This window comes from Streptomyces asoensis, from assembly GCF_016860545.1.
GTDB lineage: Bacteria > Actinomycetota > Actinomycetes > Streptomycetales > Streptomycetaceae > Streptomyces > Streptomyces asoensis.
Map to the genome: position 1 here is coordinate 145396 of NZ_BNEB01000006.1, position 18560 is coordinate 163955.

Here is an 18560-nt window from a genome sequence, read left to right on the forward strand (position 1 = left end):
GCCGCTCGTGCGGGGCAGGGTGACGGTGACGCGCAGGCCACCGCCCGGGCGGGCGCGCAGTTCCAGGGTGCCGTGGTGGGCCCGGGCGACGGCCGCGACGATGGACAGGCCGAGCCCGCTGCCCCGGCCGGCGTTGGTCCGGTCGGCGCCGAGGCGGCGGAAGGGCCGCGCCAGGTCCGCCACCCGCCGCTGGTCGAGGACCGGCCCGCTGGACTCCACCACGAGGGACACCGCGTCCGCCGCGTCCCCCTCGGCCCCTACCGTGACACCGATCCAGCCTCCGGGATCGTTGTGCGCGATCGCGTTGTCGACCACGTTGTCGACCATACGGCGCAGCAGCGTCCGGCTGCCCCACACCCACGCGCGGTCGTCGATCCGGCTTTCACGCACCGTCAGGCCCTTGGCCGCGATGTCCGTGTCCCGTGCGGCCAGGGCGGTCCGCGCGAGCCGGCCGAGGGCCAGGCGCGCCGAGTCGGTGAACTCGCCGTGCCCGGCGCGCGCCAGGACGAGGAAGCCTGCGCGCGGCCGCGGGCTCGGTCCTCTACCTCGTCCTCGTCGCCCTGCTCGCTCTCGGCGTGGCGACGGCGGTACGGGAGGCGGCAGGCGCCATCGGGCTCGTCCTCGGGCTGCTCTACCTCTTCCCGGTCGTCGCCCAGGTGGTCGGGGACCCGCAGTGGCAGCGTCATCTCCAGCAGATCTCGCCGATGACCGCCGGACTCGCGGTCCAGGTCACCGTCCGTCCGCACGAGCTGCCCATCGGCCCCTGGGCCGGCCTGGGCGTGCTCGCCCTGTGGGCCGCGGCCGCGCTGTCGGCCGCCGGCCTGCTGCTGCACCGGCGCGACGCGTAACCGGAACGGGCTGTGCGTGTATCTCGATGGTGTACACAGTCGGCCGGTCAGTGTTCAGATCTGACAGACAGACCCGACCTACAGACAGACCCGACCTGCCGGAGGCGGGTGTATGCGCGGCGCCCCGCCGCCGGAGTCCGGGGGCGGGGCGCCGGAGCGGCCGGGAGCGGGTTGTCAGTTGGCGCAGATGGCGTAGACGCTGATGCCGACGCTGCTGTAGGCGTTCTGCCGGCCGAGGGCGATCCAGCCGGTTGCGTCGGGGGTGGGGAAGCTGCCGACGAGGATCGCGTCGTTGCCCTGGGCTTCGGCTCCGCCGCCGATGACGTGCTTGCCGGACGGGCAGTAGGCGGTACGGCGCTGGAAGTTCGGGACGTTGGCGTTGGGGAGCGTGACGATCTGGTAGCCGTCGACGACGCGGGTGTGTGCGGGCTTGGTGGCGGGGGTGTGCACGGGGGTCGCCTGGGCGGCCCATCCGGCTCCGGCAGCGAGGGTGAGTGCCAGTGCGCCGGCGGTGAGGGCCGTCTTTGCTCGCATGCGTTTCCTCCTGGTCGTGCGGGGCGCGGCGCCCCGTCACGAGGCGTAACACTGCCGCGAACGGAGGTTGAGGGGCGGGCTGTTGAGGGTGAAACGCCCTGATCGTGGGAGGTGGATGCGCGAGGCACGGGAGAGGCGTGAAGGCAACCGGGATGACCGGTGGGTGCGCGGTCGCGCGTTCCCCGGGGGCGTTCGCTCCTGCGACCGCTCGCCGTCGCGTCCGGGGCGGGGCCGGCGCGTAGGTCATCGCGGCCGCCGTACGTCATCCGTTCGCGTAAGGGCCCGGCTGTCCCACCCCCCCTTCGGCCTGGTGCTCTCGGCGGCCGTCCCGAGGAGAGAACGCGCTCGGGGACCGGCCCGGACCGGAACCCTGCGCGGGCGGCGAAGTGACAGCGGCGGGGCGCGCGCTGGTGCCGGACGACAGGGCCTGGACGTCGTCCGCGCACAGGGCCGGCACCGTGCCGATCGAAGGACTCGCGGGTTCGGACGGCACGGGCGCCTGTGAGCGTGGCCGGCGCGGGAGCTTAGGGTCTCCGTCCATGAACCGAACCACGCCGCCCCGCCCGGTGAACGTCGAGGCACTCTTTCCGAAACTGGGCGCGTTGCGTGGGACGACGACCCGGCTGCACCCGCGGCCGGGGCGTCCTGATTCTTCGGTCAGCTCGATCGGCGGGCCTTTGCTGTGGCCGGCCGACGAACCGTGGCCGCTCTGCACCGAGCCGCACAAGCGCAGCAGCGGGTACCGCATCACGGACATCCGGCGCGAGCGTCAGGTGCTCGCGGATGCCTGGGCCCGTGACCGGCCCACCGACGAGGAACGAGTCCTTCTCGAAGAGCTCGGCCGCAGGCACCGCGAGCGGGAGATCGCTGACACCGATCCGATCCCGCTGATCGGCTTGGCCCAGCTGTACCGGCGAGACGTGCCCGGCCTTCCGCCCGGCCCGGACGGATGCGACCTGCTCCAGGTCCTCTGGTGTCCGTTCGAGGCACATGGCCCGAGCCGCTACGGCCTGGCCCTGCACGTGCGCTGGCGCCATTCCGGCCAGGTCGCCGTGCCGCTGGACACTCCGCCGCGGCCGGCACTGGTCGGTTTCAAGGGCTCGGTCGCCGAACCCTGCGTGCTGCACCCCGAGCAGGTCGTCACCTACCCCTACGCCGGCTCACTGCCGGCCAGGCTGTGGAGAAGAATCGATTCCTGGGAAGAGGCGCAGGCCCGTAAGGCGGAACGACGCGGCCTGGACGACGAGCCGCCCACCTACCACCACGACCTGTCGATTCCCCAGGGCTGCCGAGTGGGTGGCCTCCCCTCCTGGCACTCCACCGACCCCCACCCGATGAACTGCGAAGCCTGTGCCGCACCGATGGTGCTGCTGCTGACCCTCGACAGCTGCGAGTGGAGCGGCGCCGACGGAAGCTGGATGCCCGACGAGGAACGGACCATCGCCGAGCGTCTACGGGAGCGCTGCCCCACGCAGCTCACGATCGGCCGAGACGGCCTGCTGAACGTCTTCGTCTGCCCCGCCGACCCCGGACACCCGCACCAGTGGTCCCTCCAATAGACCGGGCAGAGCCGCCTCGGGCCGGCTCTGGAGACCCCTCGGTGCGACCATCGCGCTGTTCGTGCTGGTCGCCCCCAGGGAGGCGCTGGTCTCCGCCGTGATCGTGGCCGGTCTGCTGTCGGCGGGCGCGTTGTCCCTCCTCGTCCTGCTGACGCCGGCCCGTGAAGCGCTGGAGACCGAGCCCGGCGAGACGTCACAGGCCCTGCGGCGTGACGCGAAGGGACCGCCTGCCTGCCGATGGAACCCGGGGGTGCACCGTCTGCTGCGGGATCCGGCTTCCCCATCTGCTCGCGGCAGCCGGTCACGTCTGACGGGTGATCGGGCCGCGCCGGGCAATCCCGTCCGATCCGTTGACGCCTCGACCGGAGGGCGCTCATCATCGGGCCACCCGATGTCATCGTTGACACAAGTCATCGATGACACTCTCTGGCCGACGGTGCGGACAGCATCGCGGGCCAACGGCCGCAGCACAGGAGAGACATGAGCTCTGGACGTGTATCCCGGCACGCCCGCGTGCGGACGGCCGCCGCGGCGGCGGCCGTCTGCGCCCTGTCCGCCACCCTGCTCGCCCCTCGGGCCGCAGCGGCCGACACCCCGCCGTACTCCGAGACCTACCGCCCCCAGTTCCACTTCACTCCGGAGAAGAACTGGATGAACGACCCCAACGGCCTTGTGTACTACAAGGGCGAGTACCACCTCTTCTACCAGTACAACCCCGACGGCAACGCGTGGGGCGACATGTCCTGGGGCCATGCGGTGAGCACGGACCTCGTCCACTGGCAGCAGCTGCCGCTCGCCCTACCGCACGACGACAGGGAGATGGTCTTCTCCGGCAGCGCCGTCGTCGACGAGGAGAACACCACCGGTTTCGGGACGAGGAAGAACCCGCCCATGGTGGCGGTCTACACCAGCCACAGCAAGACCACCGGCATCCAGTCGCAGGCACTCGCCTACAGCACCGACCGCGGCCGCACCTGGACCAAGTACCAGGGCAACCCCGTCATCGACATCGGTTCGAGGGACTTCCGCGACCCCAAGGTCCAGTGGTACGAGCCGACCAGGAGCTGGCTGATGACGGTGTCGCTGTCCGCCGAGCACAAGGTGCGCTTCTACTCCTCCAAGAACCTCAAGGACTGGACGCGGCTCAGCGAGTTCGGGCCGGCCGGTGCGACGGGCGGGGTGTGGGAGTGCCCCGACCTGTTCCCCCTCGCCGTCGACGGCGACACCAACAACATCAAGTGGGTCCTGGTCGTCAACATCAACCCCGGCGGGATCGCGGGCGGTTCGGCCGCCCAGTACTTCATCGGCGACTTCGACGGCACGAAGTTCACCGCCGACGACAACGGCGCCTACACGCCGCCCGCCGGCACGGTGGTGCAGGACTTCGAGGGCACCGGCTTCGGCGCGTGGACGGCCACGGGGAGCGCGTTCGGCCCGGGCCCGGCGGCCGGAACGCTGGAGGGGCAGCAGACCGTCTCCGGCTTCGACGGCCGGGGCCTCGCCAACAGCTTCCACTCCGGGGACGCCACCACCGGCACCCTCACCTCGCCCTCCTTCACCGTGACCAGCCCCTACCTGAACTTCGAGATCGGCGGCGGCCGGCACCCGCACCAGTCCGGGAAGCTCCTCGCCGACTTCGACGGCGGCACCTACGCCGGCTGGACGACGACCGGCGACGCCTTCGGCCCGGCACCGGCCACCGGCACCCTCCCCGGCCAGCAGCAGGTCTCCGGCTTCCAGGGCGGCGGCCTGGTCAACACCTTCCTCGGCGGCGACGCCACCACCGGCACCCTCACCTCGCCCGAGTTCACCGTCGACAAGCGCTACGTCAACTTCCTCATCGGCGGCGGCGATCACCCCGCCGACTCCCCCGGCCCCACCGCCCTCGAACTCCTCGTCGACGGCGAGGTCGTGCGCAGTGCCACCGGAAAGGACGCCGAGGCACTCGAGACGGCCTCCTGGAACATCCAGGACCTCGCCGGCAAGAAGGCACGGATCCGGGTGGTCGACGGCAACACCGGCGGCTGGGGCCACATCAACGCCGACCAGATCGTGCTGTCCGACACCCGGGCCCGGCCCGGCGCCCAGGAGACCGCCGTCAACCTGATCGTCGACGGGCAGGTCGTGCGCACCGCGACCGGATCCGACAGCGAGATCCTGGACCGGGCCTCCTTCGACACGCGCCCCTACCTCGGCAAGGAGGCGCGGATCCAGCTCGTCGACATGAACACCGGCGGCTGGGGCCACATCCTCGCCGACCAGTTCACCGCCGCCGACGCCCCCGCCCTCTCCGCCTTGCAGCGCGCCGGCTGGGCCGACTACGGCAAGGACTACTACGCGGCCGTCTCCTGGGAGAACGCCCCCGGCGGCAAGCGGTACATGATCGGCTGGATGAGCAACTGGGACTACGCCGGCGCCGTCCCCACCTCCCCCTGGCGCGGAGCGCAGAGCATCCCCCGCCAGATGGCACTGCGCACCGTCGACGGCCGCGTCCGGCTGACCAGCAAGCCGGTGAGCAGCGTGAAGTCCCTGCGGCAGGCCTCCCCGGCGACCGCGACCGCCGGCATCGTGACGAACACGTCGAAGGCGCTGGCCGGTCCCGCCGCCGACGGCGAGACGCTCGACATCGAGGCCGCCTTCTCCCTCAAGGACGCCGAACGCTTCGGGCTCAAGGTCCGCACCGGCGCCGCGGGCGAGGAAACCGTCATCGGCTACGACACCACGGCCCAGGAGCTGTACGTCGACCGCACCCGCTCCGGCGCCGTGGACTTCGACGGCACCTTCCCCGGCGTCCAGAGCGCGCCCCTGAGGGCGGTGAACGGCAAGATCAAGCTGCGGATCCTGGTCGACCGGTCCTCCGTCGAGGTCTTCGGCGGCAGCGGCGAAGCCGTGATCACCGACCAGATCTTCCCCGACCCCGCCGCCCAGGGAGTCCAGGTCTTCGCCGAGAACGGCTCGGTGCAACTCGACAAGGCCACCGTCTGGCACCTCGACTCCGCCCACCGCTGACGCAACGGCCCCGCCGCCGCGGCATCACGCGAAGACACGAGACCTGAAGGAAACGCTGCTCGCAGAGTTCACCACCTGTGAAGGAGCAGAAGACGAGGGCGCCTGCCAGATCGGGCCGAGTGGAACGCCAAGCTCAGACGTTCCCGTCGTGGGTCCGCGTACCGAGATCGTCTGCCCACTCGAGTGCCCACGCCTTGAGTTCTTCGATCTGCTGGGAGTTGAGCCCGTACGCGGTGTAATCCTCGTCCTCGTACCAGTCCGCGCCGGTCAGCCGGTCCCTGAGGTCTTCGAGGCTGAACTCGTCGTGGGCACGACGGCGGCCCAGGGATTCGAGGTCGGCGGTGGAGCGGTGACGGGAGGCAGCCTGGACGTCGATGAGGTCGCGCACGGTGCCGCGGTCGGCGAGGGCACGAACCTTGGTGCCGATCACGTCGTCGAGGGAGAGAACAGGGCCGTAGGGGGTCTGGGCGGGCGGAGCCCAGAACGCCTCCTTGAGGACGTCGACCTCGCACTCCTCACCGGTGTCCGGATCGGTGACGAGAAAACGGCCGCTGAGGGGATCGGTCTGAACGTGCGTGGTCCGCCAGCCGCGCGCGCTGAGGCCTGCCGTGAGTGAGGCAACGATCTCCTGCATCGGAGCGGGATTCTCGGTGGCGACGTCGAGGTCGCGGCTGACGCGTTCGACCAGGCCGTGGGCCTGTACGGCGTATCCGCCGGTGAGGACCAGAGGATAGGGGGCACCGAGGTCGAGGATGTCGGCGAGGAGACGCTCGTGGAGCGGAGTGAGCCTCACGCGGCGGTCGTGCCGGCCGTAGGGAGCAGCTCGGGAAAGGCGTCTTCCCAGACTTCGCGGATGTAGGGACTGATCAGGCGCCGCAGCACGGGCCACTGCTCGGCGAGCAGTCGGTGGTGCAGGAGGCCCACCAGGTCCTCGCTCAGCCCTTCGGCGAGGACGGTCCGGTAGAGCGTCATGCGGGACTTCGGCCGGTCCAGGCTGTAGCTCGTCCGTCCGGACCAGACGATGTGGAGCGGCAAGTCCACTGTGCCCTCGACGGGGCCGGCCAGCTTCTGCAGCCGCGCGGGCAGTCGGCTGCGGTAGCGGTCCCGCAGTACCTCGGCGCGGGGAGCGGTGATCGTCGGGTCCATGCCTCGAGTATCGCTGCTGAGCAGCGGTGGCATGGCGGGTGCGGGGCTTTCCTGTCGTTCGTACAGGTCGGGCGCCAGCCGCCCTGCCGTCGAGATCTCACCCCGTTGGCGATTAGCGCATCACGGCCTACCCGCGAGCGCACAGGTGGTGCGACAACCGGCTGCCCTGCCGACCTGAGGCAGCCACCCTCGCGGGTGCGAGTGATCATGACGCGGCCCAGCCTCCCGAGGGGAGCCAGGCACCGGCGGCCGGGTCCCCTCGTCGATGCCGCCTGGCCAGCAGGCCGGGACACTCCCCGCGCCCGATGCCGACCGTCCGGCGGCCGAGCGTGGCCATCGAGCCCGCTCCGAGCGCCTCGGTAGCGTCCGGCCGGGCAGAACCAGGTCAGAAGGCGATCCGGACCTTCAGCGCCTCGCGGGTGTGCATCGCGTGGTAGCCGCCGGGGACGCCGTCGAGGTCGACGGTGCGGTCGAAGACCAGACCCGGGTCGATCGCGCCGGACAGGACGTCCGGCAGCAGCTCGGGGATGTAGGCGCGGGCCGGGGCCACGCCGCCGCGCAGCGAGACGTTGCGGTCGAACATCTCGCCGATGGCGACGCCGGCGCTGCCGCCGTGCGGGACGCCGACGTAGCCGACCGCGCCGCCGTCGCGGGCGATCGAGATGGCCGTCCGCATGGACTCCTCGGTGCCGACGGCCTCCAGCACGGCGTGGGCGCCCTTGCCGCCGGTCAGCTCCCTGACCGCCGCGACCGCCGCGTCGCCGCGTTCGGCGACCACGTCGGTGGCGCCGAACGCGCGGGCGATCGCGGTGCGGTCCTCGTGCCGGCCCAGCGCGATGATCCGGTCGGCGCCGATCCGCCGGGCGGCGAGCACGCCGCACAGGCCGACCGCGCCGTCGCCGACCACCGCGACGGTGGCGCCCGGCCGCACACCGGCCGTCACGGCCGCGTGGTGGCCGGTGCTCATGACGTCGGAGAGGGCGAGCAGGCCGGGCAGCAGCTTCTCCTCGCCCGCCGCATCCTTCGGCAGCTGCACCAGGGTGCCGTCGGCGAACGGCACCCGCACCGCCTCGCCCTGGCCGCCGTCGGAGCCGACCTCGCCCCAGAAGCCGCCCTGCGGGCAGGAGGTGTGCAGGCCCTCGCGGCAGAAGTCGCAGGTGCCGTCGGACCACACGAACGGGGCGACCACGAAGTCGCCGGGCCGGAAGCCGTGCACCTCGGCGCCGACCGCCTCGACGACGCCGAGGAACTCGTGGCCGATCCGCTGGCCGGCCGTCCGGGCGGCAACACCGCGGTACGCCCACAGGTCGCTGCCGCAGATGCAGGCGTTCACCACGCGGACCACCGCGTCGGTGGGATGCCGGACGACCGGGTCGGGCACCTCCTCGATCCGGATGTCGTCGGGGCCGTGGATCACGGTGGCACGCACGGAACTCTCCTGGCACTGCTCGGGGCTGGGCTGGAACAGCCAGGGTCGCCGTACGCACGTTCCCGTGTCCAGCTACATTTCCTACAGCACCTCTTTAAGCTGAGCTAATGCTCGATGTGCGACGACTCGTCCTTCTGCGCGACCTGGCCGCCCATGGCACGGTGACCGCCGTGGCCGAGCTGCACGGCGTCACGCCCTCCGCCGTCTCGCAGCAGCTTCGCCTGCTGGAGGACGAGACCGGGACCCGCCTGCTGGAACGTACGGGCCGCTCCATCCACCTCACCGCCGCCGGGGAGCAGCTGGCCGGGGACACCGAGCACGTGCTCACCGCTCTCGAACAAGCCCAGGACAGGCTGTACACCGCCGTCGGGGAGCCGACCGGCGCCCTCCGTCTCGCCTGTTTCCCCAGCGCCCTCGCCCCCGTGGCCGCGCCTCTCGGCGAGGCGCTGGAAGGCACCCACCGGAGCCTGCGTCTGCACATCACCGAGGCCGAACCCGAAGCCGCCGTACGGCTGCTGCTCCAGCGACGCGCCGACATCGCCCTGCTCTACCGCTACACCAACCTCGCCACACCGCCGTATCCCGGCGTCGAGACCTGCGTCCTGCGGACCGATCCGCTGGTGGCAGTCCTGCGGGACGACCATCCGGCTGCCGGCCCCGCCGGGAACCCGGTCGACCTGCGGGAGCTCGCAGACACCCCGTGGATCTCCGCCCCGCCGCAGACAGCCTGCGGGGACGCCGTCCTCCAGGCCTGCCGGTCGGTCGGCTTCACCCCTCAGGTGCGGCACACCTGCACCGACTTCTCCGCCATGATCGCCCTCGCCGCGAGCGGCGGCCACACCGTCCTCGTCCCGCGCATGGCCGCGACCCGTCTCCCGCCGGCGCTGACCGCACGACCGGTGACCGACACCACCCTCACTCGCACGATCGAGGCCGCCGTCCGTCACGGCACGGCGCACGAACCCGCGATCGCCGCCGGCCTCACGGCACTTCGCGCTCTCGGCGACAGCACGACAGACACCGCACAAGACTCCACACCGGCTGCCGGCACTTCCCATCTGACGGCAAACCCGCAGACAAAAAATCTCAATAGCCCACGACCTTCATCTCCGTCCCTCAGCTCACAGAGATAGCCGACTTGCCCCGGCCCTAAAGGACCGGGCTTGGAGGTGGCGCCCAACTGGCTGCCGGGTTGACTCCTCGGCCCAAACACCTCTGTCGGGGGCAGGGACGCGTGACTCACGCCCCGCATTCCACGCGCTCTGGCCACGGTGTGCGCTTCTGTTTCGGCTCCAGCCTGGCGGCAGGTGCGGCAAACCTGGCAGACAAGGTCCTGATCGACGTCGCCCAGCCACTGGACCACTCCCAGGGGCACTGGTGAAGGCCTGGAAGCTGTCTGGGTTCGTCCACCGGTAGGCCGAGGTCATGGATAGGCTGGCCACGGCGGCGGAAGGAGGACAAACGATGACGACGGCGTGGGATGCGCTCCCGCACTGGATGCTGCCTCCCCGACCGAGTGGGTGGGAGGCCGATGACCTCGATCACGCACCGGCTCTTCCCCGACACACCGAACTGATCGATGGATCGCTGGTTTTCATGACGTCCCCTCAGCGTTCCTGGCACGCGCGTGTCGTCACCCGGCTGACAGTCACTCTGGAAAATGCGGCGCCCGGGGAATTCGTCGTCGACCGGGAGATGACAGTTAAACTGAATGAGAAGAACCGGCCTGAGCCTGACGTTCTTGTCGTTACAGTCCCGTATGACCCCGACCGCACCCGCTACCTCGCTGAGCAGGTCACTCTTGCCATTGAGGTGGTCTCAGAGGAGTCCGCCGACCGGGATCGGTCATTGAAGCCATTCAAGTATGCAGAGGCGGGTATCGCGCATTACTGGCGCATCGAGGAGGAAAACGGAATTCCCGTCATCCATACCTACGAGCTGGACGCCACCACCCGCTCCTACGTCGCCACTGGGATTTACCGCGAGCGCTTGAAGACCGCGGTTCCGTTCGCCATCGACATTGAGCTGGCCAGTCTCGTCCGGTAATTTCAGGCCGCCGCACGTCACATCAGCCCGTACGAGTTCCTACATGCCTGGAGCCGGTGGTCCGGCGGGCTTCGATGCAAGGTGTCGCAGACAGTGGCTCGCGCGTACTGGAGGGTCTCCTGTCGGTTCGCTCGTCGTGGGTTTGACGCTTCGACCCGCTGGTGGCAGGGCGGACCGCCGGTCAGTGCGGAGTGTGCCTCGTCAGGCCGATGAGGTGGCTCCACCGGCCCGTGGTGCACCATGTGTCGCCGTGCGGCCAGATGGTGTCGGCGCCCATGTCACGGACGAGTTCGATGAGTTCTCGGTCGGGTTCGGCGGGCAGGAGGATCGCCTTGCGCAGGACACCGGGGGTGTGGCGGGTGTAGTGGGCGAGCTGTCCGATGGCCATGCGGACGTCGTCGGTGGGGTTCGGGCCGGCCTTGGCCTCGATGAGCAGATCGAGGTGGGCGATCCAGGTGTCGGTGAGCATCGGGGAGCAGCCCGCGGTGTGCCGGATCCCGAGGCGGTGGACGGCGTAGCCCTGGCTCATGACGTAGCGTTCGAAGGCCTTGGACAGTCTGGTCTCGGGCCGTTCGCGGGTCAGGGGGGTCTCGCGGGCTTCGCGGCACAGCAGGTCGCAGCGCTCGACGCGGCGTACGTCCACGTAGCGGGGATCGCCGGGTGGCAGGAGCTGTCCCGGCCGGTGGGTGACGCTGTCGATGCTGCGCAGCCGGAACAGCGGGTAGCGGGCCGGTGGTCCGCCGGGGTGGTGGGCGACGGTGAGTTCTCCGGCGATGTCCTCCAGCATGAAGGAGTCGACGAACCGCCACAGCCGATCGCGGCGGACGGCGGGGGCTTCGAGGATCTGTAGGCGCCAGCCGCGGCTCCAGGCCGTCTCGATCGCCTTGTTCGCGGGGTGGGACTCCCAGTTGGCAGTACCGGAGCGGCCGCAGGCGCCGGCGTAGTAGTAGAAGCCGTCGTCCCGCCATCCGCTGCCGGGTGCGTGCTGCATGCCGAACAGGAAGACGTGGGTGCTCTTGGTCGTGGGAGTGATTCCCGACATCCGTGAGCCGCCGTAGCGCTCGTGCAGCGCCGCGCGTGACGTGAAGTCGCCCTGGCTGAAGATCCATCGGTCCGGCGTACGCGATGTGAGCACTTGGCCCGGCTCTCCCTCGGTCGTTACGGGCGGGCCAGGTTAACCGGTGGCACTGACAGCCGGGGGCGGCCGAAGGGCTGGGGAGGCCGAGGGTCCGGTGGCGACCGGGGGCGTCATGGGAAGGCCCGTCCCCGGCGGCTGCGATGCCGGGGACGGGCCGATGCGCTGCGGTCAGGGCGCGGGGGTCAGGTGCGTACCGTGAAGTAGAGCCAGCCGCTCCAGGTGCTCACGTTGGTGAGGTCCTTGGTGGAGCGTTCGTACTCGGAGCGGACGCGGAACTTTTGGTTGAGGGCGTTGGTGAGGGTGAGCTGCGCTTTCGTGCTGCTCGTGGAGGACAGGGCGTGGCAGCCGGATGTGGTGAGGGTGTGCCAGGCGGCGCTGTAGTAGCGCTGGACCTGGAAGCGCTCGCACTGGCCGGCCTTGTCGGGTGTGACGGTCGCGGTCACCGTGGGCTTCACCGTCTTGTGGAAGACGCGGTAGGTGATCTTGCTGTAGGTGGTGCTCGTGTAGGAGCCGGAGAGCGCCGTCGCGATCTTCACGTAGCCGTTGACGGCGCGGGTGGCCGTCGCGGGGGCGTAGCGGTAGTCGCCCGCGAAGGACGCGGTGAAGGTGGTGTTGCGGGTGATCTTGTAGGTGACCTTGAGGTTGCCGTTGGCGTCCGCGGTGCCCGTGGTGAGCAGGGTCTTCGTCCCGCCGTAGGGGGTGGCGTAGAGGGACACCGTGCGGCCGTTGTAGGTGGTGCCCAGGTGGGCGGTGACAGTGGCCGTCGCGCCGTACGCGTACGAGGGGGCGCTGCTGGTGAGGGTCAGGGCACTCGCCGCGCGGGAGACCTGGACGGTGGCGAGGGCGGTGGCCGCCCGGTGGGAGGCGTCGCCGGGGTAGGTGACCGTGTAGGTGGTGGCGCCGCCGGTGTCGGGGGTGTCCTTCACCGTGAGGGTGCCGTCGGCGGCGACCGGCGCGGTCCAGGTCACCGGGGTGCTGTGGGCGGCGTCCTTGCGGGAGACGGTGACCGTGCGGCCGGCGCCGTACGGGCCGTCGCCGAGCTTGCCGTTGAAGGACAGGGCCGCTCCCCGGGCGGCGGTCGCCGGGGCGCTCAGTGTCAGCGCCGGGGCGTAGGGGGCGACCATGATGCCCATGCCGCTCTCGGACGGCTGGTGGGTGGTGTCCCCGGCGTAGGTGAGGAGATAGGTGAACGAGCCGGCGCTGCCGGGGGCGTCGGTGACGGTGAAGCGGAGGGTGGCCGGGTCCACGGGGACGGATCCCAGCGGCACGCTCTGCTGGGTGGCCTCGTCGCGCCGGGCCACCTGGACGGTGGTGCCCTGCGGGAAGGTGCCCAGGCCCAGTTGGGCCGAGAGGCTGCCGGTGAGGACGACCGAGCCGGGGCTGGCCGAGGTGATGTCGGTGCCGACGACGTTGGTGGGCAGTTTGGCCACGTTGACGGTCAGTGAGGCCGTCGCGGGGCGGTGGGTGGCGTCGCCTGCGTAGGTCACCTGGTAGGCGGGGGTGCCTTCGTCCTGGCGGAGGTCGGTGAACGTGAAGGTGCCGTCCGCGCCGAGGGTGGTGTCGGGCAGGGCGGTGCCGTCGCGGGTGACCTTCAGCGCGGCGCCGGCCGGCAGGAGGCCGCGGGTGCTGAGCGAGCCGCCGACCGTGTACCGCTCGGTCGGCACCGCGTACTGCGGGTGCCGCAGGGTGAGTTCGGTGTCCGTCAGCTTCGGGGCGCCCAGCACGTTCAGGCTGTAGGCGCCCGAGGAGTCCTTGGTGACGGCGTAGAGGGTCGTGCCGTCGGCGCCCCACTCCAGGCCGTCGGGGGCGACGGTGCCGGACGGCAGGGTGAGGTGGTTCTCGGCGAGGGTGTTCGGGCCGGCGTAGAGGTAGATGCCGGAGGTGCCGGCGACGGCGACGGTGCCGTCGGTGTCGACGGCCACCGAGCCGGGGGCGGAACCGGAGCCGCCGGTGAAGTAGGCGCCCGGGTCCGCGGCGGCGAGGTCCGTGGCGCGGTAGGCCCGCAGGGCGAGCTGCTGCGGAGCGGCGAGCAGCACGCGTGTGCCGTCGCCGGTGACGGCGAGTGCGGTCGCCGTGCCGCCGTAGACCCAGGTGTCCGCCTTGACCGACGCCGTGCCCGAAGCGACGGCGAAGGTCGCCACGTGGCTGAGGCCGCCCTGCGGTTCCTCGGCGGCGAGCACGTCGCCGCCCGTGGCGAGCAGCGGGGCGGTCGTCCACTGCGACAGGGCGGGCTGCGGGGTCGCCGCCGGTGCGGGCGCGGACGGGTCGAGCGAGCCGATGCCGCCCTTGCCGCCGGCCGTGTAGCCGTACCAGACGCGGCCGCCCGCCACCGCGACGGAGACCGGGGAGCTGCCCGCGCCGGTGGACCAGCGGGCGGTCTCGGTGAGCGTCGTGGTGTCGATCGCGGCGATCGCTCCGCCGTCCGCCAGCGCCGCGTACAGGGTGCCGCCGTCGGGTGACAGCGCCAGACCGGTGGCGCCCTGCTCCCCCGCGACGGTGGTGACCGGGGTGCCGGACAGATCGGTCACCACGATGCCGGTCGAGCCGGCGCCCTGGCTGATGAAGACGTGCTGGTGGGCGGTGTCGGCCACCAGGTGTGCGTAGCCGGTGAGCGGCAGCGCGGCCGTGTCGTCGGCGTACGCCGCGGAGCCGGGCAGCACGAGGGTGACGGTGGTCAGGCCGGCCACGAGCGAGAAGGTCGTGACCAGGGAGGCCTGTCTGAGGCGCATGAGGCTCCTGTGAGAAAAATGAACAAGCAGCGGGACGATAACCCGCCGGTACGACAGGCCCGGAAGGAGGGGCCCGCTGCGGGTGGGCGGGCGGCAGGCGCCGGGGATGTGGGGTGCGGTCACATCGGCGGCGTCGGCGGGGAGTTCGGGGCGGGTCCGCGCGGGGCGAGTTACGGCGCCGGGTGCCGGTACTGGTCCGGGGCGTGTCGGTGGCGTGGTCGGCCGCGCCGGGCCTACCGGGGGTTTCGGGGCCCGGATGCCCGGTGGTGCGGCTCTTTTCGGCCATGTCCCTGTGACGTCCCTGTGTGGAAAGGTACTTCCGCAAAGAGGCATGCACCTGACATCTTGCTTCCACCATTCGTTTCGTACGGCCCCGCCGGTGCTCTCAGCGCGGCGGGGCCGTTTCCGGAGGACGCATTGACACCCCCCATATCCGGCCGACCCAGACGCACGCTGGTGCTGGCGGCCACGCTCGGCGCCGCCCTCGCGTTCGGCGCCCCGGGCGCCCTCGCGGGCACGCTCCCCGTCACCCCCTCCACCGCGCCGGCCGCCAAGGCCCCCGCACCGGCTGCCAAGAGCCCCGTCACGGCCGCCGCTCCGGCTGCCCGCAGCGCGAGCGCTAGTGCCGCCTGGGTGGCCGGCACGCGCGCCTACCTCGTGATCAGCGCCCCCGGTGACAGCTCGGCGGTCCGCTCCGCGATCGTGGCCAACGGCGGCACCGTCTTCTCGGCCTTCGACGCCATCGGCGTGATCGTCGCCCACTCGGCGTCCAGCACCTTCGCCGCCACCCTGCGCGGCGTCGCGGGCGTGCAGCAGGTCGGCGCCACGCGCACCTCGGACGTCCCGGCCGCCGCCTACGACCCGGCGCTCCCGGCCGATCCGGCCCAGGCCACGACCCCGGCCGGGGAACCGGTCCGGGCCGACATGAGCCAGATCAAGGCCGACCAGGCCTGGGCCGTGAACCCGGGCTCCGCCTCCGTCAAGGTCGGCATCCTGGACACCGGTGTGGACGACCGGCACCAGGACCTGGCGCCCAACTTCGACGCGGCCGACTCGGTCTCCTGCGCCTACGGCAAGCCCGACACCCGGGCCGGCGCCTGGCGCGACGTCGACACGCACGGCACCCACGTGGCGGGCACCGTCGCCGCGGCCAAGAACGGCAAGGGCGTCGTCGGCGTGGCCCCCGGGGTGAAGATCGCCGCGGTCCGGGTCGCCGAGCCGGGCAACTCCTTCTTCTTCGCCGAGAACACCGTCTGCGGCTTCGTCTGGGCCGGTGACCACGGCTTCAAGGTCACCAACAACAGCTATTACACGGACCCGTGGCAGTTCAACTGCCCCGACAACATCGACCAGGCCGCCATCATCGAGGGCGTCAAGCGCGCCCAGGAGTACGCCGAGAGCAAGGGCTCCCTCCAGATCGCCGCGGCCGGCAACGAGAACTACGACCTCGCCCACAAGACGACCGACTCCGCGAGCCCGAACGACTCGACGCCGGTCACCCGCACCATCACCAACGCCTGCCTCGACATCCCGACCGAACTGCCGGGCGTGGTCACGGTCGCGGCCAACGGCACGGGCGTCACCAAGGCCTCGTTCTCCAACTACGGGCAGAACGTCATCGACGTCGCGGCGCCGGGCAGCAACGTGTACTCCACCGTCCCCGGCGGCGGCTACGGCAGCAAGAGCGGCACCTCGATGGCCACCCCGCACGTCGTCGGCGTGGCGGCGCTCATCGCGAGCGCCGAGCCGGGCATCACCCCGGCGCAGATCCGCGCCAAACTGGCCGCCCAGGCCAACGACATCGCCTGCCCCTCGGACAGCCGCTGCACGGGCACGACGGCGAACAACTCGTTCTTCGGCGAAGGACAGGTCGACGCCCTCAAGGCCGTCGGGACCACCCCGCCGCCCGGCGCGTACTTCGAGAACCTCACGGACTTCGCCGTCAACGACAACGCGACCGTGGAGAGCCCGATCGCCGTCACCGGCGTGAGCGGCAACGCCCCGGCCACCCTCAAGGTGGGGGTGGACATCAAGCACACCTACATCGGTGACCTGAAGGTCGACCTGGTGGCGCCGGACGGCACCGTCTACACCCTGCACAACCGCACCGGCGGCAGCGCCGACAACATCGCCCAGACCTACACCGTGAACGCCTCCTCGGAGGTCGCGAACGGCACCTGGAAGCTGCGCGTCAACGACAACGCCGCCTCCGACACGGGCAAGATCGACGCCTGGAACCTGACCTTCTGACGCCCTGGCCTTTTGAGGCCCTGGCCTTCTGACGCCCCGTGTCCGCGCCGACCGTACGGTCGGCGCGGACACGGTCGCGCGCGCCGCGGCCCTGAGGGGAACGGGTCACCTGGAGGACAGGCGGTCCCAGAACGGGCAGGCGTGTGCGGCATACGCGTCGACCGGATGGATCCCGCCCGGCCCCGGGGCCAGCGACAGCACCGTCGGTGTGTGAGACGAAGACGGGCGCAGGGCGGGCCATCGCGGGGCGTCGGGGGTGCCGGAGGTGTTCGGGTCGCCGGTGCGCGCGAAGACCGTCCAGTAGCCGGCCATCCGGTCCGCCAGGGCACGCTGGCCGTCGGTCAGCGGCCGCTCGGTGGGGACGGAGGGGAACAGGAACGGCATCTCGAAGCCGTGCGCCGCACCGTAGGAAAAGCCCGGGTCCGCCGGGAGACCGGCGAGGACGGGAGCGTCCGGATCGCTGAACTCGTAGCCGTACAGGGGCAGGCCGGGAGCGTGCGCGGCGATGGCCCGGCCGGCTGCCAGCGTGGTGCACGTGAAGGAACGGTCGGTCAGCACCGCCGCCCAGGCCAGCGCGGGAGAGGCGTGGTGTGCCGCCGGATACCGGGCCTCGACGGCCGGGGCCGCGGGACCGAAGGCGTCCGCCAGACGGGCGCGGTAGTCGGCCTCGGTACGGATGGGGAACGCGGCGAGCGAGAGGCCGACGAACATCCGCATCTCGTCGTGGTTGGTGCCCAGCACGACCGGCACGCGGTGGAAGCGTCCCGCCTCCAGTGCCCGGCCGGGGGCGACGGGAAGCAGCCCGTTGCCGAAGGCGGGCCGGTTGAAGGACTGCATCAGCTGCGCGGTGGCGAGCCGGTCCGTGCTCAGCCGGCGCAGGCACGCCAGCACCTCGTCTCCCCCGCCGGTCGTGCAGCCCAGTTGGCGGGCGGCTTGTTCCCCGGCCGTCCGGACGTCGGCCTGTGCGGCGAACGGCTCGTACGCCGGGGTCGCGGGCCCGAGTGCGCCGCGCGGGAACGACGTGAGGCAGGAACCGCTCTGGAGCACGGCGCGCTGGAAGAGTCCGGCGGCGGTCGGCGAGGTGAGGTGTGCGCAGATGCTGAGGGCGCCGGCGGATTCACCGAACAGCGTGACCCTGCCCGGATCGCCCCCGAACCGCGCGGCGTTCGCCCGCACCCAGCGCAGGGCGGCCTGCTGGTCCGCCAGCCCGAAGGGCGGGGCCGCGCCCAGGGCGGAGTGGCCGAAGTAACCGAAGATCCCCAACCGGTAGTTGACCGTGACGACGACCGCGTCCCCCCGGACCGCGAGCCGTTCAGCGCCGTAGTCGCTGCCGGAACCGCCCAGGAACGCGCCGCCGTGCACCCACACCAGCACGGGCCGCTTCTTACCGGCCGGCTTCGTCGCCGGCACCGTGACGTTCAGGTAGAGGCAGTCCTCCGAGCCGACGACCGCGCCCGCGCCCGCACCTGGTGCCGGCATCTGCACACAGCGTTCGGCCGGCCGCCTCGCATCGCGGACACCGCGCCACGCGGCGGCCGGTACGGGGGCCCGCCAGCGCAGCACTCCGGTCGGCGGCGCGGCGTAGGGGATGCCGTCGAAGGTGATGTACGAGCCGTGGGAAAGACCGCGTACCAGGCCCTGTTCGGTCCGTACGACGGCACCGCCGTGCCCCGAGGAGTCGGAGGAACGGGGGCCCGAGCCGGCCGCGGGCACGGTGAGGACCGAGAGGAGTGCCGCCGCGCACAGCAAGGGGAACAGCACCGCACGCAGTGCGGCTCTTCGGCATGGACGCGGTGCTGTCAGGGTCGGGGTCGGGGTCATACGCACCCACCGTTCTCGGGTCGGGAAGGGCAAGGGGACGACGCCGCAGCA

The 18560-nt window shown here is 71.5% G+C and carries 13 protein-coding genes and 1 pseudogene; 6 read left to right on the forward strand and 8 right to left on the reverse strand.

Annotated elements, in window-relative coordinates; genetic code table 11:
* Positions 1 to 18: 18 nt before the first annotated feature.
* A pseudogene (locus Saso_RS38615) lies at positions 19 to 390 on the reverse strand (sensor histidine kinase); the annotation flags it as partial.
* A gap of 185 nt (positions 391 to 575) precedes the next feature.
* Between Saso_RS38615 and Saso_RS37025 the strand changes: the two are divergent.
* On the forward strand, positions 576 to 848 hold the full coding sequence (locus Saso_RS37025) for a hypothetical protein (protein WP_189927163.1): 273 nt from the start codon (positions 576 to 578) through the stop codon (positions 846 to 848).
* 174 nt (positions 849 to 1022) lie between these two features.
* Here the strand turns inward: Saso_RS37025 and Saso_RS37030 are convergent, their stop codons facing one another.
* Positions 1023 to 1382 carry a hypothetical protein gene (locus Saso_RS37030; RefSeq protein WP_189927164.1) on the reverse strand — a complete coding sequence of 120 codons (360 nt, stop codon included), beginning with the start codon at positions 1380 to 1382 and terminating at the stop codon, positions 1023 to 1025.
* A gap of 539 nt (positions 1383 to 1921) precedes the next feature.
* On the opposite strand from Saso_RS37030, the gene Saso_RS37035 reads away from it, so the two are divergent.
* The gene (locus Saso_RS37035; RefSeq protein WP_189927165.1) at positions 1922 to 2941 is read left to right on the forward strand and encodes a hypothetical protein; all 1020 of its coding nucleotides are present in this window, start codon (positions 1922 to 1924) and stop codon (positions 2939 to 2941) included.
* A gap of 480 nt (positions 2942 to 3421) precedes the next feature.
* Positions 3422 to 5950, forward strand: a complete 2529-nt coding sequence (locus Saso_RS37040; RefSeq protein WP_189927166.1) for a glycoside hydrolase family 32 protein — start codon at positions 3422 to 3424, stop codon at positions 5948 to 5950.
* Positions 5951 to 6083: 133 nt separating this feature from the next.
* On the opposite strand, the gene Saso_RS37045 is transcribed toward Saso_RS37040, so the two are convergent.
* From Saso_RS37045 to Saso_RS37055, 3 genes are all read right to left on the reverse strand, one after another.
* On the reverse strand, positions 6084 to 6743 hold the full coding sequence (locus Saso_RS37045; RefSeq protein ID WP_189927167.1) for a nucleotidyl transferase AbiEii/AbiGii toxin family protein: 660 nt from the start codon (positions 6741 to 6743) through the stop codon (positions 6084 to 6086).
* The gene (locus Saso_RS37050; protein ID WP_189927168.1) at positions 6740 to 7096 is read right to left on the reverse strand and encodes a hypothetical protein; all 357 of its coding nucleotides are present in this window, start codon (positions 7094 to 7096) and stop codon (positions 6740 to 6742) included. Before Saso_RS37050 ends, Saso_RS37045 begins: the two co-directional genes overlap by 4 nt.
* A gap of 385 nt (positions 7097 to 7481) precedes the next feature.
* Complete coding sequence (locus tag Saso_RS37055; protein ID WP_189927169.1) at positions 7482 to 8525, reverse strand: zinc-dependent alcohol dehydrogenase family protein; 1044 nt, start codon at positions 8523 to 8525, stop codon at positions 7482 to 7484.
* 107 nt (positions 8526 to 8632) lie between these two features.
* On the opposite strand from Saso_RS37055, the gene Saso_RS37060 reads away from it, so the two are divergent.
* Positions 8633 to 9658: a LysR family transcriptional regulator gene (locus tag Saso_RS37060; protein ID WP_189927170.1), complete on the forward strand. Its 1026-nt coding sequence runs from the start codon at positions 8633 to 8635 to the stop codon at positions 9656 to 9658.
* 331 nt (positions 9659 to 9989) lie between these two features.
* Positions 9990 to 10571, forward strand: a complete 582-nt coding sequence (locus tag Saso_RS37065) for a Uma2 family endonuclease (RefSeq protein WP_229901507.1) — start codon at positions 9990 to 9992, stop codon at positions 10569 to 10571.
* A gap of 181 nt (positions 10572 to 10752) precedes the next feature.
* Here the strand turns inward: Saso_RS37065 and Saso_RS37070 are convergent, their stop codons facing one another.
* Together Saso_RS37070 and Saso_RS38865 are read right to left on the reverse strand one after the other, a co-directional pair.
* A complete protein-coding gene (locus tag Saso_RS37070; protein WP_189927171.1) occupies positions 10753 to 11706 on the reverse strand; it encodes a hypothetical protein in 954 nt (317 codons plus the stop codon).
* Positions 11707 to 11891: 185 nt separating this feature from the next.
* Positions 11892 to 14438 (reverse strand): lactonase family protein, encoded by a 2547-nt coding sequence (locus tag Saso_RS38865; RefSeq protein ID WP_189927172.1) that lies wholly within the window; start codon positions 14436 to 14438, stop codon positions 11892 to 11894.
* A 456-nt stretch (positions 14439 to 14894) separates the two neighbouring features.
* Here Saso_RS38865 and Saso_RS37080 point away from each other — a divergent pair, with 456 nt between their 5' ends.
* Positions 14895 to 16688 carry a S8 family peptidase gene (locus Saso_RS37080; RefSeq protein WP_189927315.1) on the forward strand — a complete coding sequence of 598 codons (1794 nt, stop codon included), beginning with the start codon at positions 14895 to 14897 and terminating at the stop codon, positions 16686 to 16688.
* A gap of 105 nt (positions 16689 to 16793) precedes the next feature.
* On the opposite strand, the gene Saso_RS37085 is transcribed toward Saso_RS37080, so the two are convergent.
* Positions 16794 to 18449 (reverse strand): carboxylesterase/lipase family protein, encoded by a 1656-nt coding sequence (locus tag Saso_RS37085; RefSeq protein ID WP_229901508.1) that lies wholly within the window; start codon positions 18447 to 18449, stop codon positions 16794 to 16796.
* Positions 18450 to 18560: the final 111 nt, after the last annotated feature.